The sequence below is a fragment of the Shewanella dokdonensis genome, assembly GCF_018394335.1.
GTDB lineage: Bacteria > Pseudomonadota > Gammaproteobacteria > Enterobacterales > Shewanellaceae > Shewanella > Shewanella dokdonensis.
Genome location: NZ_CP074572.1, coordinates 2,720,631 through 2,737,586, shown reverse-complemented (window position 1 = coordinate 2,737,586; position 16,956 = coordinate 2,720,631). Strand labels below are relative to the sequence as shown.

Sequence of the window (16,956 nt, the reverse complement as noted above, 5' to 3'; positions counted from 1 at the left end):
CGCACCACAGCAACCCGACTTAAACCATCAATCCAGCAGATTGATATCTGTCAGCTGATATAACCGCCGCGGCCGACCACCGGTCTTATAATTGAGCACCATTTTCACCACGCCTTCCGACTCCAGATATTCCAGATAACGGCGCACCGTGATACGGCTGACATTCATGCGCTCGCTCATGTCATCCACGGAGAAATCCGTGAGTTTTTCCTCTTTGAGGATTTTCTTCAGACTATCGAGGGTGGTGACATCAATGCCCTTGGGCGTACGTCGAACCGGCGTAGAACTGCGTTTTCCTAGGATCTGATCGATGGCGCCTTGATCCACAGTTTCATGAGTGGCGAGTTTCTGCCGATACAACTTGTAATCATCCAGCGCTTGCCGCACCCGCGACATCCGCAGCGGTTTTACCAGATAATCGCTGATCCCCAGTTGTACTGCCTGCTCCACGGTTGACGCATCGCGTTCCGCTGTGGTCATGATGAAATAACAGTTAGCACCATCACGGCGCAGTTGTTGGATCACATCAATACCGTTGCCATCGGGCAAGGTAATATCCACAAATACCAGTTGTGGCTTATAAAGTTCATAGTGCATCAGTGCATCGGCGCAGGTTTCGCTGACGGCTACCACCTCAAAATCCGAGTGCTGGTTAATAGTCGATTCTAGAGCATAACTGGCCCGGGAATCGTCCTCAATAATCATGGTAGTGACTTTCTGCTTCATAGCGCTTGATTTCACTCTTATCTAGGTAGATGGAGAACAAGGTGGCATTATCCTCAGTGCGTTCCCAGTCAATACTGCCACGAAACTGTTTTACCAGTTCGTTAACTAAGTATAAACCCACGCCTGTCTGCTCCTGTTCCGCTTTACTGGTAACACCAAAATCGAGAATATTATCAGCGAGTTCCGATGCAACACCAGCGCCGGTATCCTGTACTTCAAGAATAACATGTTGACTGCGATCGCTAACATAGACATGTACCGCTGGCGGCACATTCTGCCGATTATTCCAAGCAGCGAGGATCGCGTTATCGATGAGATTACCCAGTATGGTCGCCAGTTTTTCTGACACCAGCTTACTGTAATCTTGCAGGATATTGTCATCGTCTAGTTCATACTTGATGCCTATCTCTGCCGCTTTGTTGTATTTAGCAAGCAACAGCGACGCCACTAGACTGTTCTGAATCGAACGCACCAAGTTGCCAATAATGTGCTGATGACCTTTGCTTTCACGATCGATGAACTCTATCGCGTCATCATAGTGTTTGAGCTGCAACATTCCGGATAACACATTGAGTTTATTAGAATATTCATGAGTTTTACTGCGCAGTAATTCGGCGTAGTTTTTATAATAAATCAGCTCTTTCCTGAGATCGTTGAGTTCCATATCCGCGAGGAAAAAATCACATAACCATGCTGTTCCTGCGCGGCCTGCAACGGATAGATACACACTCGGTAATCCAGTTTTCCCAGACGTAAATTGCCGGAATACGCCTGTCCATGCCCAGCTTTGGCAATCTTGTCCAAGGCGGACGAAAAACGAGACAAGGGCTGACCAAGGTAATCCTGCTTGCCCATACTGCCCATTGCCAGAATTTTGGTGGCGATATCGTTGATGGCGGTTATCAAAAAATGATTATCGATGGAGATAATGGGATCGCGGATGGCGTTAAAGATGCGGTCATGCTCCATCAGGCGATTAACCACCAGTTCGGGTTCCAGATCCTGCATGGTGCGTTTCAATTTGGACAGTACCACCACAATCAGCACCACGGTAATAATCAATACCAGCAGCACCAGCAATAACAGATGGGCATGCCGCTCGATAAACAGGTGGCTGACTTCCCCTTTCAGAATACCGACACAAACCGCCCCGACTACTTGACCGTTAACCATCACTGGCGCAAAACTGCGGATGGCTAATCCTAACGATCCCACAGCATAAGTGCTTTGTTTAATTCCTTGTTTCAGTACGGGTTTAATATCATCGCCAACGAATTTCTTACCCACTTTGGGGGCTGCCGGATGGCTTAAGCGGATAGCATCCTTGTTAACTACCACAATAAAAGATACTTCGGTTTCGGCCCGTAAATTTTCAATGTAAGAACGGATAGAAACCCCGGGCTCCCGGTTCGCACGCTCCACCGCTTCTATGACTACTGGATCTCGCGCCAAGATACTGGCCATTTCCAGCCCGCGCTGTTTCAGGCTTTCATCATGGGTGGATTTCAACAACTGGAACACCATTATCGCCATAATGGTGATGATCCATGCCATTGCCAGCAAGATACTAGTGATGAAATGCTTCTTGAAATTCATCGGCTTACGGAAGTGAAAACGCGGGAATACAGCCATAAATCATCCTGTAACGTCTGGAATAAGCCGTAACACATCTGTTGCTGTAAGCATAATGTAAGCCCCGGATTTTATAAACAAACAAGGGTGCCGCAGTGACGAAATGGATGATCCCGCCGCTTTGGCACCCTGAACTGGTAACGGTAATTAAGCCAGCATAGCCACCCAAATTACAGCTAACAGAGTTACCACGGCGGCAACCACATAACAGGCATATTTGCCAACAGCTCCCACATGAACTTGCAAGTCATGTAGTCCGTGATGCACCCGGTGCATGGCATGCCACATGGGCAGCGCTAGTGTCAGTACCGTGAAAATGGCTCCAACAGGCGAACTGACCAAATTGACCAGTTTGTCGTAGCTCAGATCGATAAGCCCCAAACCATGCAGCGGCAGCAAAATGCCCATCAACAACACAGTGACTGGCGTCAGGATAGCAAACCAGGTGCCACCAGCACCGAACAAGCCCCACCAAATCGGTTCATCAGAACGTTTAGGCGCATAATTCATCATAATCTTGTTCCTCTTACACCAATGCCAGGATGGCAACAGAGAGCACCAGCACCAATAACCATTGAACGGCCACAACAGTATGGTCCGAGACCTTTTTATCACCCACTTTGATGGGCAGCACTTTCGGCATCATGCTGAAGAAAGTCTTGGCATGATATAACGCACCCAACAGTGCTAAGACGTTGATAATCAGCATCAGCGGATGCGATGAGAATGCCACCCAGGTATTGAACGCACTCTGACCTGATACCAACGCAAACAACCCGGCGGTCAAATTCAGGGTGAAAATGATCAACGGCACAATGGTTAATTCACGTACCATGTACCAGCTGAAAAAGTTGTTTTCGGCAAACCAGGTACGCGGAATAGGCCGGACATAAGGTTTACGGTTTTGCATGTTAAGCCTCCTGTGGTCTCAGCATGGCGATCAGGAAGTCCTTAGAGGACTCTACCTTGCTCTGGTTTACGGCAGAGGCCGGGTCAACGTGTTTGGGACAAACTTCAGAGCAATAACCCACGAAAGTACAACCCCAGGCACCGTCTTTGCCGTTAATGAGCTTCATCCGTTCGGCTTTGCCGTGATCACGGCTATCCAAGTTATAACGGCGCGCTAACGTCAAGGCGGCTGGGCCGATAAACTCAGGGTTCAGACCAAATTGCGGACAAGCGGCATAACACAAACCGCAGTTGATACAACCAGCGAACTGTTTGTATTTCGCCATCTGTGCTGGTGTTTGCAGGTTAGGGCCATCTTCTGGCTTACGATCGTTACCGATAATGTATGGCTTGATCGCTTCCAGACGTTCGAGGAACGGGGTTTTATCCACCACCAAATCTTTCTCAATGGCAAAGTTTGCCAGTGGTTCCAACGTCAGACCTTCTGGATAATCACGCAGGAAAGTCTTGCAAGCCAGCTTGGGAACATTATTGACCATCACCCCGCAAGAACCACAGATCGCCATACGGCAAGACCAGCGGTAAGACAAGGATTTATCCAGATTGTCCTTAATGTAGGCCAGCGCATCCTGTACTGAGGTGGTGTCGTTGGCCGGTACCTTAAAGGTCTCCAGATAGGGTTGTTCATCTTTCGCGGGATCGTAGCGAAGGACGTTAACTGTTTGCAGCTTATCCATTACGCTTTCTCCTGTTGTTTAGCGGCATCACCATACAGGCGAGCTTTAGGTTGAGACTTGGTGATTTTCACGTCGCCATATTTGATGGCGGGCACTTTGCTGTCTTGATAGAACGCCAGTGAATGTTTCAGGAAATCCTGGTCATTACGTTCAGTGCAGCCGGCGTCGAGACGCTGATGCGCACCACGAGATTCACGACGTTGAATCGCGGAATGGGCCATCGCCGTTGCCACATCCAGACCAAAGCCCACTTCAATGGCGTACAGCAGATCGGTGTTGAACACCTTGCTCTTATCGGTTACCTGAATGCACTTATAGCGTTCATGCAGCTCGGCCAACTTGTCGACGGTGGCTTGCATACCTGCTTCATCGCGGTAGATACCACAGCCGGCTTCCATGCTCTTACACATGTCAGTGCGGATATCTGACCAGTTTTCAGTACCTTTCTGCTCCAGCAAGGCATTAACGCGGGCTTCGGCCGCTTCAGCCTGTTGTTCAATGGCTTGGAAATCCCAGCCCTGGAACTCGGCGGCACGCTGTGCGGCGGTTTCACCGGCAAGCCGACCAAAGACCACCAGCTCAGCTAGCGAGTTAGAACCCAACCGGTTAGCACCGTGTAGCCCCACAGAGGAACATTCACCAACCGCGAACAAACCTTTGATACTGGTTTCCGTGTTGCGGTCTGTTTCTAAGCCACCCATGGTGTAATGTGCAGTTGGGCGAATAGGGATAGGTTCTTTAACCGGGTCAACGTTCACATAGGCTTTGGCCAGTTCACAGATGAAGGGCAGACGTTCTTTGAGGTAATCCGCCCCCAGATGGCGCAGATCCAGATGCACGACATCACCCAGCGGATGCTTGATGGTGTTGCCTTTTTGCTGTTCATGCCAGAACGCCTGAGAAACCTTGTCACGAGGACCCAGTTCCATGTATTTGTTTTTCGGATGACCGACTGGCGTTTCCGGGCCGAGGCCGTAATCCTGCAAGTAACGGTAGCCATTCTTGTTGACCATGATACCGCCTTCACCACGGCAACCTTCGGTCATCAGAATGCCGGTGCCTGGCAGACCGGTTGGGTGGTATTGCACAAACTCCATATCCCGCAGTGCTACGCCGTGACGATAGGCAATGGCCATGCCGTCACCCGTCACGATGCCACCGTTGGTATTGAAGTGATAAACCCGCCCCGCACCACCGGTGGCCAAGATCACCGATTTTGCTTTGAAGCACACCAGTTCGCCTTCGGCAATAGACAGGGCGATGACCCCTTGAACTTCATTGTTAATCACTACCAGATCCAGCACGAAGTATTCGTCATAACGGACGATACTCTGGTACTTCATAGAGGTCTGAAACAACGTGTGTAACATATGAAAACCGGTTTTATCGGCCGCAAACCAGGTACGCTCGATTTTCATCCCACCGAAACGGCGCACGTTTACTTCACCGTTAGGTTTGCGGCTCCAAGGGCAGCCCCACAGCTCTAATTGGGTCATTTCGCGAGTCGCATTTTCGACGAAATATTCCACCACGTCCTGTTCGCACAACCAATCGCCACCAGACACAGTGTCATTGAAGTGGTTATCGAGACTGTCTTCTTCTTTGATAACGGCGGCAGAGCCACCTTCGGCTGCGACAGTGTGAGAACGCATTGGGTAAACTTTAGATATCAGAGCGATATTCAGTTCAGGGTTGGCTTCTGCCGCGGCGATTGCTGCACGAAGACCGGCACCACCCGCTCCGACAACCGCCACATCAGTGGTTATAGTTTTCAAAATCACCCCTCCAGCAGGAATTAAAAATCTGTGCGTCAAAGCGGCTGCTGATTTAGCCGAATTGCCGAAACTTATTCAGGTAGTTTCCCAGTAACATTGCTGTTCTGATTAAATTCGAGGCGAGTATAACAACGGCGAAAAATAGGAAAGCGGGGGTAGATTCAATCGAAACTAAGAAGCACTTTTGTAACTTATAGATCCTTTAACAACATATTTAATAACCATATATAACAATGAGTTATTAATTTACTATTCAATTTTCAGGGTATTAGCAGAAGTATAAACGCCATATCAAGTGGGGCCGACTTCACTATATGGCACACAACATCACAATATTTAATCTCGTCACCCATAGGCTAAAAACCAACAAAACAATAATGCATCACTCGACAGCAAGGTGAAGTTGCTCACCGAATCTGATTGCAACCCGTTAACTGATGGATTCGTACGCATGACAACCACCTGAGTGCCATATCCCAGCGCCAGCAAGGTTAATACTCAGTTTTCCAGCAGCAAGCATGGTATTAATCTCTAGATAACCTCATGAATTTAAATTGTAAGAATCCTAAAATCCAGCCGTTATCTCATGCAAATGACAGCGGTGCCTGTGATATGCTCGCACCCTATGAGTGTTTCTACATTTTTCAAAGAGTGGTCGAATGCAAGATCCAGAAAACGAACACGTATTTTTAGAAAGGGTTTTTGATGATCTTTTTCCCATTTGTCGTTCTATCACCGGGCCGGGACTGGAGAAGTCACTCGCGTATCTTGGCCAGTTCATGCCTTTATCTGTAACGAAAATTCCCTCTGGTACACCGGTTTTCGACTGGGTCACGCCACCTGAATGGCACTTTACTAGCGCTAAGTTATGGGGCCCTGATGGTCAATTGATATGTGACGCCGGTAAAAACAATCTGCACGTGGTTAACTACTCAGAACCCGTAGATACCGAAATCGCTTTAGAGGAACTTCAGCCATTTTTACATTCGTTGCCCGCATTACCTGATGCCATTCCCTATGTCACCAGCTATTACAATCGGACATGGGGATTTTGCTTGTCACATAAACAACGGCAAGCGCTCATGCCGGGTCACTATCGAGTAAAAATAGAGAGTTGTTTTAAAGAAGATGGTGGGGTTCCGTTCGCCCAGACGCTCTTACAAGGCGACAGTGAACGGGAAATTCTATTAAGCAGCTACTTATGTCATCCGTCTTTAGCGAACAATGAACTCAGCGGGCCGCTTGTATTACTTGGCCTGTACCGAAGATTGCTGAAGTGGCCCAAACGGAGATTTAGTTACCGTTTTGTATTAAACCCAGAAACGATTGGCTCACTATGTTTCCTGTCGGAGCATTACCAACATCTCAAACAACATTTGGAAGCCGGATTAATCCTAACCTGTTTAGGTGGGCCAGCCACCAAGCTTAGGTATAAAGCCAGTAAAAGAGCTGATTCACTGTTTGATCAATACATCAAAAGACTCGCCGAGCGGGACGCATGGGAGATGATCCCCTTCACGCCGTTAGGGGGTCTGACGAACGCCAATACTGTGCTCCAGGTTTTAACCTGCCGATGGGCCAAGTTGCCAGAACCGCATATGGAAGTTATCAGGGCTACCATACATCGCTGGACGATAAACAGTTTATGACGATAGAGGCAGTTGTGGATTCCATCGATCAACTGGAAAAGCTGTTGTTAGATATCGAAATTGCCGGGAAAGCACTTAACCTAAGGCCATTTGGTGAACCGCAGTTGGGGAAGAGAGGTCTGTATCCCAATATGAACTCGCCACTTAACCGTAAAACCTCGAGTGACAGTCTGTTAGATGGGCGCCAAGAACTCAACGCCATCCTTACGATTCTGAGCGATTCAGATGGCAAGACCACTATGATAGAGATAGCCGACAAACTCAATTTACCATTAAGTGCGCTACAAGAAGTAATTGAGAAATTAGAGGTTCATCAATTGGTTAGTTTTAATTCAGGAAGAACGTTATGAGCATAGTGTTTATCTGCGGCAACCATCCCCGTCACGCTTTCATTGCACGTTGTCTGGCTAAAACCGGCAAGCTGTCTTTTTTGATAATCGAAGAGCGCGAACAGTTTACCCCGCAACCACCGGCGAATCTGGACGAGCATTTAGCCGCTTTATTCACGTTCCATTTTAGTGAGCGAGAACGGATTGAATCACAGTTTTTTGGTACGGCAGAATGGCCCGAAGTGGCAACACTCAAGATCCAGGCTAGCGAACTCAACAGCCAAGCAGTGATTGATATCGTTAGCAAACATGCCACAGCTTTACTGATATCTTACGGTTGTCATAAGCTCAGTTCCCAATTACTGAATGCAGCGCCCAAACATAAATGGAACTGTCATGGAGGTTTGTCTCCGTGGTACAAAGGCGCAATCACACATTTTTGGCCGAGTTATCTGTTAGAACCGCAAATGACAGGCATGACAGTACACCAATTGTCGGAGCAACTTGATGCCGGAAACATTATCCATCAATGTTTAGCGCCGCTCGTCAGAGGTGACACGCTGCACATGTTGGCGGCAAGAGCGGTGATGGCATTAGGGGATGATTTACCGCGTTTGGCTGAACTGGCTATCGCACAAGAAAGCATTGCTTTCGCACCGCAGTCTAGTTCTGGCATGCTTTGGCGCTCCAGCCAATGGCAACCACATCATCTGCCAATGATTTATGACGTTTACCAAGATCGCATTGTAGATGCCTATCTGGATGGGAAACTACTCCACAAAGAACCGAACGTATTCAGGCAGTTCTGAGTTAGTACAATTCAGTCGTTGGTAAGTGATTGTCATAGGCTCGGTGATATTGCATAGCGTTGCTCCCTAAATCACATTAGTGAACAACGCCCTTACATAATGGCTTAAATATTAAACTATTTTATGGATTACCAGCGTACCGAACCCCATCAGCTTGCTAACACCTTGAGTACGGTGTATGTCGCCCATCTGGACGTTTATAACGTTTCGTACTCAAGGTCCTTGTAGCTGCTTTAGCTGGTATATCACCCGCTGAATCTCGGGTATGCCGATGATAGTTGTATATCTTCTCCACTTTATTTGAGCCATAAAGCTACTGCCCACTCACAGCTAAATTGATTCGCTCACCTTTCCCCCAATAACGCAGATCCCGCTTTGGACAGAGTCAGCATTGAGACGTGTTTTCATCTAATAGACAGACGTGTATCACGCTTTTGAATTGTAGGCAGCATTCCATATATGTTAATAATTTCCTAAAGATTTCGAAGCACATTAGATATCACTTTCCGGTATGTAGCAGCTATCGAGCAGTGGCATTAAAACAGCCTATCAATATCATGAATGTGACCACGACGGCTGCCAGTTATTAAAATCCAGATAAAGTTACGCTAAAGGAGTAAAGCCAAGAACAGATCGCGAGTTGTAGAGCCCCATACTCCTTAAGTTTGCGATACAAGGTTGCCAAACTCATCCCTAATTTTTCTGCGGTCTGAGTCTTGTTGTTATCCAGTTTTTCCAACACCGCTAAGATGTAGTCTTTCTCCACTTCATGTAACGCTCGAATATCACCTGCTGCTGACGGCAAGCACAAAGTATCTCGAATTTCGTGGGGTAGATCTTCCGGCATAATCTGCGGCCCAGCACTGAGAACTACGGCATGTTCGATAGCATTCACCAGTTCCCGAACATTTCCCGGCCAATTATGGCTCAGCAATAAGTCAGCGGTCTTATAATGAAATCCTGTATGAGACTTATCTAGCTCCTGATTGAATTTCATCAGGAAGTAACGGCTTAGAGGTAAAATATCTTCCGTTCGCTCACGTAACGGGGGAATATTAAGTTCAATCACCTTAAGACGATAGTACAGATCCTGTCGAAACTCGCCAGCGTCTACTGCCGCTTCCAAGCTTTTATTGGTAGCAGAGATGATCCGTACATCAACATTGATAGTCTCGGTATCACCGAGCCTGCGTACCTCTTTTTCTTGCAGTACCCGCAGTAATTTCACTTGAGTGGCAGGAGACAGTTCAGCCACTTCATCCAAAAATAAGGTACCACCATCAGCGGCCTCAATCAGACCGCTCTTACTGCAATCAGCCCCAGTAAATGCTCCGCGCACATGACCAAACAGCTCATTTTCAAGCAGCGTTTCATTGAGAGCTCCGCAGTTTATCGCCACGAGTGGCTTATTACTTCGTGGTGAATTTGTATGAATATATTGCACTAGCTTCTCTTTACCCACACCACTCTCACCAGTGATAAGCACCGAGGTGGGCACTTTGGCAACGTTCATCGCCATCTCCAGTAAGCTGCGCATTGCGTAGCTGTTGGAAACAGGATAACCGTCCTCAATAGCGGTCAGCTTTAATGACAAGTTAATCTTGTCCTGCATGTTGCGCGGCAACGCCTCATCCGAGCGCAGTACATCGGCTAATTGAGATGCCACGGTTTCGTTACAAATGCCATTGTAAACTGACAGATAAGGGGTAATTTCGTCACTCCACTGTTCCAGAAAATTTCCGCGCAAATGACAATAACTGTCGCCTTTGGCCTGACACTCATCCTCAATAAAGTACACAGTCCGACCTTCAAGATTAGAAACATAACCGCTGGCAAAACCTATCTGCTCCCAACATACGGGAACCTTGCTCAAACCATGCATCCGTAAATGCTGTTCCGCTTCGTACAGGCTAATAAAATAGGTTTCCACCAAGGGGGTAGTTTGAATACCATCCTGGCGCTGGCTGCTCAACACTTCACCGAAGCCATACATAGAGCAGAGCAATGGTCCGAGTTTACCTTTACGGGCTTCCGCCCATGCGTCGGGCATCTGCCGTTTTATGCGTTCGGCTACCAACCATCCTTTAGAAAAACCAGCACGAACGATGATTGATTGGGTGATTTCCGGCCCCAGCGTGCGACATAGCTCCATCTGCTGCAAACCATGCGAAAACAGATCGGTCAGATACATGCGCTGGCCAAGGAAACTAATGGCACCACCCCGGGGCTTAAAAGACAACAATTCCCTTAAATCAAGTTCTGAGGTATTCATGCTTATTTCCACGTCCGGATGGTGTATTGACAATATATGTCAGCCACAAAAAAAACGCCGTGACTGTCTTCAATTAATAATGTGTTAAAAATATCCCCGCCTGGGAGCAACCGGCGGGGATATTGACGACACCCTGTTCAGGGGTTAAGGCACTTTAAAATCAAACTCATGACAGTTGTTGCAATAATTTTCTGACACCTCGTGTTCGTGGTGGCAGTTATCACAATCCAACGTTGGTCCATAGTGTGGCGAATCATGTTTATCAGGAGCCCCACGATAATCGGTCTTCTTCTGGGGTAGCTGATGGCATTTCACACACTGCTCCGTCGATACCGCTTGAAATGGCGTTGTCACATGGCAACTATTGCATTTTAACCCGGCGGTTTGATGATGCGGTTTCATGGTATTACCTGCAAATGCCGGAGTTCCCAGAACTGCAGTCATGACCAATGCCGCTTTCAAGATCAATTTAAACATGGTTACTTACCCGTCTAAAGCAGCGATGATACTAAAATGAATACTTAATATAGGTCTGAAAGCGTGTCATATCGCCCTCATCTCCCGCCATATTTTCAACTTTGCCGGACATCACCCCAACGGCATATTGCAGCTGTTTGGTAATATCCCAGTAAAGATTGCTGTGCCAGGAAAAAGCTGTTTTATTGGCAATAGCGGTCAACGCGCCGATGTCATATCCCTCTTCATCCTGTTTTGAATAACCGGCGCCTACGGTCCAACTGACATCATCACTCAACGCCAGAATCACCCCGCCCATGATGCTTTTGAATTTCAAGGTTTCAATCTCATTCGCTGTTGTTAACCCAACCCCGGCATTAAAACCCAGTCCGGCATAACGACCGATACCATCACCATACATCATGCCGAGCACCGCTTTATGACCAGCACCGAATTTCACACTGGTGTTCAGAGCCAGACCATAGCCAAATGCAGATTGACCATCTATCTCAAACCGTCTTAACACTGCCCGAGGAGACACGGTAAAGGTCTTATTACCGTAAAAGTACTTAACAACCATGTCTGGCAGTTTATCTTCAGACGAACCACTATTAACAAACACTGCGGGTCCAGCGTTACAGAAACCTAATGATGGGTTTTCCAAACTGACGGACGCGTAGTTTCCTGGCGCAAAATCGTATTGGTAACGCACTTGAGACTGGCGAACAAAGGGATTACCTGCATCTGATGAAAAGTCCATCGATGGCATAATGCCGGCAAAATCCATAAAGTTGGACCAAGTCTGGCCAGCTAAAATGGACTGTTTGCCGTTTTGTAGTTTCATATAGGCGTGACGAATACGGAAACCGTTGCTGTTAGACCAGGTAGGACCATCGGCATCAATATCTGCAAAGAAGTCGCCCTCGATGTGAGAAGTCAGAGTACCATATTCAGTTTCTGTCGCCGTTTTCACAAACAGTCGGCTTTCTCTAGCAGTCATGTCCAGATCGGTTTTATCCGCATTAGCGGAGCCATCAATTGGCGTTGAGTAAACGCTGTAAAGGTCACCGTTATAAGGTGCAGTTACCGTACCGTCGGTATCATAAATCACCATCATTTTGGCATAACCACCAAAGGTGAGCTTAGTGCCATTGACATCAAAATCCAAAGCACTGGCACCGCTGCTGGCAAGTAACATAGTGGCACTAATGGCGAAGGCAACAGTCTTCATACGTAAATTACAGATAGTTGTTTTCATTTGTAAATTCCCCAAATCCAGAAGAATGCCCGGAGTTAATCCCGGGCAAAATGCCTTACGCCTTGACAACTTGCTGCCCGGCGATACGACCAAAAACAATGCAATCAGGTATCGCAACCGTACCTAAACGACAGGCACCATGAGTGCCACCGGTGATCTCACCTGCGGCGTAAAGGCCAGGAATAGGTTTGCGGGTTTCGATATTGACCACACGAGCCAGGGTATCGATTTCAATACCGCCCATGGTGTGGTGAGCTTTAGGCCAGAAACGCACACCGTAGAAAGGTGCTTGTCCCAGCAATTTCTGTCCCATATCGAATGGTTTGGAGAATTCACCGTCTTTGCCCTGTGCTACAAAACTGTTGTAGCGCTCAGCCTGAGCTAACAGTTCTGCTTCGGGGATCTTGTAGAATGCGGCCAGTTCCTGAAGAGTATTAAATTTATGTACTACCTCTCGTTCCAGCAATTTGCCCATCACATGCTTGGCTGGTTGCATCCCTACTTCATCGCAAATACCGACTGCTGGATGCCCCGTTTTGATGATGGCATCAGCACGAATTTTACGATCTGCAAGTTCGTTCACAAAGCGCTTACCTGTTGTCGGATCCACCATGATGCCGTTAGGGTAGGCTGCGTAGCCGGCAAAAATAGGTGCTAAGCCAAAACCCTTTTCATCTGGAGATGCCCATGGGCCTAATTGGATCCAAGAAAGCTGAACAGGATTACCACCTACACGGATCAACTCCTTGAGGCATTCGGCGGTAGCCCCTTTATGGTTGGTTGTATCTAGTTCAGCACTCAAACGTGGATCCTGAGTGGTACGATAGAGCACATCCGCAGCAAAGCCACCGGCGGCCATCACCACCCCTTTGTTAGCTTTGATGAACTTAACATTGCTAGCGTCTTCTTTCCCCTGACGATAGTTAGGGATCACTTCCAGTCCTACAACCCGTTCACCATCGACAATCAACCGTTTTACATAGACTTTTTCTGCAACTGCACGCCCAGTTGATCGCATTTTTGTAGCATTGGTTGCACGATGCCAGAACCGGATTGGATCGTGGTGGTATGTGTACGAGGAACCGCATGGCCACCAAAATGTGCCAGCGTATCTTTGAATTTCACGCCCAAATAGTCACGACACCACTCAAATGCTTCATTACTTCTCTCAGCCACCATCCGTGCCTGTTGTGGGTAATTAAGTCCCAGACCAGCTTTGTACATATCGGCCAGCATCAGATCTACGGAATCTTTAACACCATGAGCCTTTTGCACATCACTGCCAACGACTGCCATGCCACCACCATTGATGGTGGAGTTACCACCTGGCACGGGCATTTTCTCCAGCACGATAACGCTAACGCCAGCCTTTCTGGCCTCAATGGCTGCTGATAGGCCAGCAAAACCACTGCCAATAACCACCACATCACAGGTTTCATCCCAGTGTTTTGGTACACCGACATTCTGTGCAACAGTTTCAGTACTCAGTCCAGCTAAGAGTAAACCGGACGTCGCAGTAGCCGCGCCAGAAAACTTAAGAAATTTACGTCTGGATAAATCTGTTGTGTTTTTAATAATTTTCATACTCGCCTCATTATTTCATCTTTTATTAATTAATTAGTTATTCAATTTAATTTGTTTTTGAACAACCAAGTCTGGAGACAATTATGTAAAGGCAACAAACATGCCATATTTAAAAAACACAACTAATTGATAATTAATATTTAATTTTCAATTAATCAGAATAAAATTTTAATATTGAGAAAAGTTTTATTAAAATAAAAATGATTATAAGACATAAAAAAGTGAGTTAGATCTAGATATAATCCTGCTAATTTAAAATAAATAGCTGAATGACAAATATCACATAAAAAGTCATTTTATGAGCCACTTTTAATTTTGTTATATATTATCTAGCAAGAAATACTATTATATGAAATGATTAATTAATTACGTTAAATAAAGCTAATAAATTATCAGTATTGATAATGGTATCAATACAAAAAAATAAAGGGTGAAATCTCACCCTTTATTTTTGATAATCACGTTTGGCGTTTACCACACAGTGGCTACCAGCCCTTTCAGATAAAAGCCTTCTGGGAAAGCCGCGGCTATAGGATGATCGGACGCTTGACTCAAACGCTCGGTAAACTGCGCTTCGCGTTTGGCATCCAAAGCAGCATCTGCCACGATTTTCTGGAATAGATCGGCAGGCATCAAACCAGAGCAGGAAAATGTCAGCAAAGTGCCACCAGGCACCAGCAATTGCATCGCTAACATATTGATATCCTTATAGCCACGGCAAGCGCCCGGTAATTGCGCTTTGTTGTCGGCAAATTTGGGCGGGTCCAGTACCACAACATCAAATGTTCGCCCTTCGTCGCGGTACTGCCGCAATAGTTTGAAGACATCGGCTTCCGTATATTGCACCTGGCTATCATCGATGCCATTAAGCGTCATATTGGCTTTAGCCATTGTCAGCGCCAATGAAGAAACATCGACGTTTTCAATACTGGCGGCACCACCTTTGGCCGCATAAACGCCAAAGGTGCCGGTATAACAGAAGCAGTTAAGCACAGATTTGCCAGCGACGGAGCGCGCCGCAACCGCTCGGTTGTCACGTTGATCCAGATAAAATCCGGTCTTGTGCCCGGTGGTCACATCCACCGCAATCTTGACGCCATTTTCTTCAATCACCACCGGCATCGGCGGCAACTCGCCATGCAACAAACCAGTCGTCAGTGCTAGCCCTTCTTTTTCCGGGAGTCCACGTCCGAGCGTTCATAAATGGCACAGTCTGGATAAAGCTCCGCTAACACTGACACTAAGGTTTCTCGCCAATAATCGGCGCCAGCAGATAACAACTGACAGACAAGCACGTTAGCATAGCGATCTATGGTGATCCCCGGCAGTCCATCGGACTCGGCAGCAATCAAGCGATACCCGGTCAGACCTTGGCGGGCAATCAATGCCTCCCGTCCCAACTGCGCGCGTTGGATGCGTTGCAGAAAAAACGTCCGGTCTATCTCTTGTTCACGATCAAAAGTCCAGATACGCACCTGGATCTGCGATTCTGGCGACCAGGCACCACGGCCCAGCCAACGCCCATCATGCGCCACCACGTCGACAGTGGCTCCCGCAACTGGTTGCCCCTTAATGTTGTGAATACCGCTGGAGAATATCCAAGGATGATGGCGATCGAGCGATTTTTCGCGCCCTGGTTTAAGTTTGATCCTGTCCACTATGCGATGCCCTTTGGCTATGAAAATGAGCTGATACAGCGAGTAATAATGCGTTATCACCACAGCTGTTCAATGGCGCGCATCATACCTTAATTCTGTCTTGTCCGGCAGCGCTTCTTAAGGGTGTCGCAAACTGATGGTGGCGGTCACAGGTGTATGATCGCTGGCCATGACATCCAATTGATAATTTGGCCGCAGCAGATGATCGTCATAAACCCGGTACGCCTGCACCTGTCCCAAACTGTGCTGACTGGCGCCGTTGAATTCCTGACTCAGCAGAATATGATCAACGGCGCTGCCACTGGCACCATGAAAATGGCTCACCGGCCGTGTATCGGTAAGTTGCTGCTGCTGTTGCCATAATGCCCAGGCATCGTACAGCCGATAGCGGCCAATACGCTGTTGCAGTTGTAGCTCGTCTAATGCAGCCAAGCCTGCGGCCCGTAAGTCTGCCGCAAACAGGCGACTACTATCGGTCATTAACGCCCGCATCTCACTGCTGTCGATGGTGGCATTAAAGTCGCCCATCAGCACCATGGCGTGGCCGCTACGGCTGCGGCGTTGCAGCATGGCCTGATATAACAGTGCCGCTTCAGTCCCGCGTTTTACAATGGAAGCCCAGCGACCAAGGGCGCTACCCGCCAGCAATGCTGGCACTCCTTCGAGATGACTATCTTCAGCCGTTAACAGCGAACGTGGCGATTTAAAATGCACCACGTAAATATCGGTACTACCAATTCCGGGGAGCACGGCTGTTGCCCGCAGGAAACTGCGACTGGGCGCAAAATCGTCGGTCAACCCCATAGCTGCAATCAGTTGCCGGTCAATTTCAACTTCGCTGACGTCGGTTAACGGATAACTGCTGGCAAGTGCCACCACACTCTGATGCGCCACAAATCCTTCGATTTGCGGCTGGGCTATCGTAACAAAATAAGGTAACCCACATTGGTCACATAGGGTTTGCAACGCCTCTGGGCTAAACACTTCCTGCATTGCGAGTAGTTGCGGTTTCGCCGCGCGTACCCAACGGCTGATCCAATCACATTTTTGCCGCCATTGCTGCTGACTATAGATGTTATCAAACTGGTGGTAGGCCAATGGTGGCGCGGCAAAATTATAGAGATTGAGGGTCGCAAGCGTAAAATCGTCAAACATAATGCGG

General features: G+C 47.7%; 14 protein-coding genes and 3 pseudogenes. 3 read left to right on the top strand and 14 right to left on the bottom strand.

The window, feature by feature from the left end; translation table 11 throughout:
* Positions 1-27 precede the first annotated feature (27 nt).
* From KHX94_RS13200 to frdA, 7 genes are all read right to left on the bottom strand, one after another.
* Positions 28-726, bottom strand: coding sequence for a response regulator (locus KHX94_RS13200; protein ID WP_244859150.1), 699 nt, complete (start codon positions 724-726; stop codon positions 28-30).
* Positions 695-1,390, bottom strand: a complete 696-nt coding sequence (locus KHX94_RS20585) for a sensor histidine kinase (RefSeq protein WP_244859149.1) — start codon at positions 1,388-1,390, stop codon at positions 695-697. The genes KHX94_RS13200 and KHX94_RS20585 overlap by 32 nt, the downstream gene beginning before the upstream one ends.
* Positions 1,360-2,358, bottom strand: a complete 999-nt coding sequence (locus KHX94_RS20580) for a sensor histidine kinase (protein WP_244859148.1) — start codon at positions 2,356-2,358, stop codon at positions 1,360-1,362. Before KHX94_RS20580 ends, KHX94_RS20585 begins: the two co-directional genes overlap by 31 nt.
* Positions 2,359-2,505: 147 nt before the next feature.
* Positions 2,506-2,871 (bottom strand): fumarate reductase subunit FrdD, encoded by a 366-nt coding sequence (gene frdD / locus KHX94_RS13190; protein ID WP_213681007.1) that lies wholly within the window; start codon positions 2,869-2,871, stop codon positions 2,506-2,508.
* Between the two features lie 13 nt (positions 2,872-2,884).
* The gene (gene frdC / locus KHX94_RS13185; protein WP_213681006.1) at positions 2,885-3,268 is read right to left on the bottom strand and encodes a fumarate reductase subunit FrdC; all 384 of its coding nucleotides are present in this window, start codon (positions 3,266-3,268) and stop codon (positions 2,885-2,887) included.
* 1 nt (position 3,269) lies between these two features.
* Positions 3,270-4,004 carry a succinate dehydrogenase/fumarate reductase iron-sulfur subunit gene (locus tag KHX94_RS13180; RefSeq protein ID WP_213681005.1) on the bottom strand — a complete coding sequence of 245 codons (735 nt, stop codon included), beginning with the start codon at positions 4,002-4,004 and terminating at the stop codon, positions 3,270-3,272.
* The gene (gene frdA, locus KHX94_RS13175) at positions 4,004-5,779 is read right to left on the bottom strand and encodes a fumarate reductase (quinol) flavoprotein subunit (protein WP_213681004.1); all 1,776 of its coding nucleotides are present in this window, start codon (positions 5,777-5,779) and stop codon (positions 4,004-4,006) included. Before frdA ends, KHX94_RS13180 begins: the two co-directional genes overlap by 1 nt.
* 659 nt (positions 5,780-6,438) lie before the next feature.
* On the opposite strand from frdA, the gene KHX94_RS13170 reads away from it, so the two are divergent.
* The 3 genes from KHX94_RS13170 to KHX94_RS13160 are packed head-to-tail and all read left to right on the top strand — an operon-like array spanning position 6,439 to position 8,566.
* Positions 6,439-7,428: a DUF4910 domain-containing protein gene (locus KHX94_RS13170; RefSeq protein ID WP_213681003.1), complete on the top strand. Its 990-nt coding sequence runs from the start codon at positions 6,439-6,441 to the stop codon at positions 7,426-7,428.
* Complete coding sequence (locus tag KHX94_RS13165) at positions 7,353-7,778, top strand: winged helix-turn-helix domain-containing protein (RefSeq protein WP_425314015.1); 426 nt, start codon at positions 7,353-7,355, stop codon at positions 7,776-7,778. The genes KHX94_RS13170 and KHX94_RS13165 overlap by 76 nt, the downstream gene beginning before the upstream one ends.
* On the top strand, positions 7,775-8,566 hold the full coding sequence (locus tag KHX94_RS13160; RefSeq protein ID WP_213681001.1) for a formyltransferase family protein: 792 nt from the start codon (positions 7,775-7,777) through the stop codon (positions 8,564-8,566). Before KHX94_RS13165 ends, KHX94_RS13160 begins: the two co-directional genes overlap by 4 nt.
* Positions 8,567-9,152: 586 nt before the next feature.
* On the opposite strand, the gene KHX94_RS13155 is transcribed toward KHX94_RS13160, so the two are convergent.
* From KHX94_RS13155 to KHX94_RS13130, 7 genes and pseudogenes are all read right to left on the bottom strand, one after another.
* Positions 9,153-10,838 carry a sigma-54-dependent Fis family transcriptional regulator gene (locus tag KHX94_RS13155; protein WP_213681000.1) on the bottom strand — a complete coding sequence of 562 codons (1,686 nt, stop codon included), beginning with the start codon at positions 10,836-10,838 and terminating at the stop codon, positions 9,153-9,155.
* A gap of 144 nt (positions 10,839-10,982) precedes the next feature.
* Positions 10,983-11,315: a cytochrome c3 family protein gene (locus KHX94_RS13150; RefSeq protein ID WP_213680999.1), complete on the bottom strand. Its 333-nt coding sequence runs from the start codon at positions 11,313-11,315 to the stop codon at positions 10,983-10,985.
* Positions 11,316-11,346: 31 nt separating this feature from the next.
* Entirely contained in the window at positions 11,347-12,552 is a 1,206-nt protein-coding gene (locus tag KHX94_RS13145) for a DcaP family trimeric outer membrane transporter (RefSeq protein WP_213680998.1), read from the bottom strand.
* A 58-nt stretch (positions 12,553-12,610) separates the two neighbouring features.
* A pseudogene (locus KHX94_RS13140) lies at positions 12,611-13,945 on the bottom strand (FAD-binding protein); the annotation flags it as partial.
* Positions 13,946-14,073: 128 nt separating this feature from the next.
* Positions 14,074-14,136 (bottom strand): annotated as a pseudogene (locus tag KHX94_RS21840) (twin-arginine translocation signal domain-containing protein); the annotation flags it as partial.
* A 471-nt stretch (positions 14,137-14,607) separates the two neighbouring features.
* A pseudogene (locus KHX94_RS13135) lies at positions 14,608-15,797 on the bottom strand (class I SAM-dependent rRNA methyltransferase).
* A 114-nt stretch (positions 15,798-15,911) separates the two neighbouring features.
* Positions 15,912-16,949: an endonuclease/exonuclease/phosphatase family protein gene (locus KHX94_RS13130; protein WP_213680997.1), complete on the bottom strand. Its 1,038-nt coding sequence runs from the start codon at positions 16,947-16,949 to the stop codon at positions 15,912-15,914.
* Between the last annotated feature and the right edge of the window lie 7 nt (positions 16,950-16,956).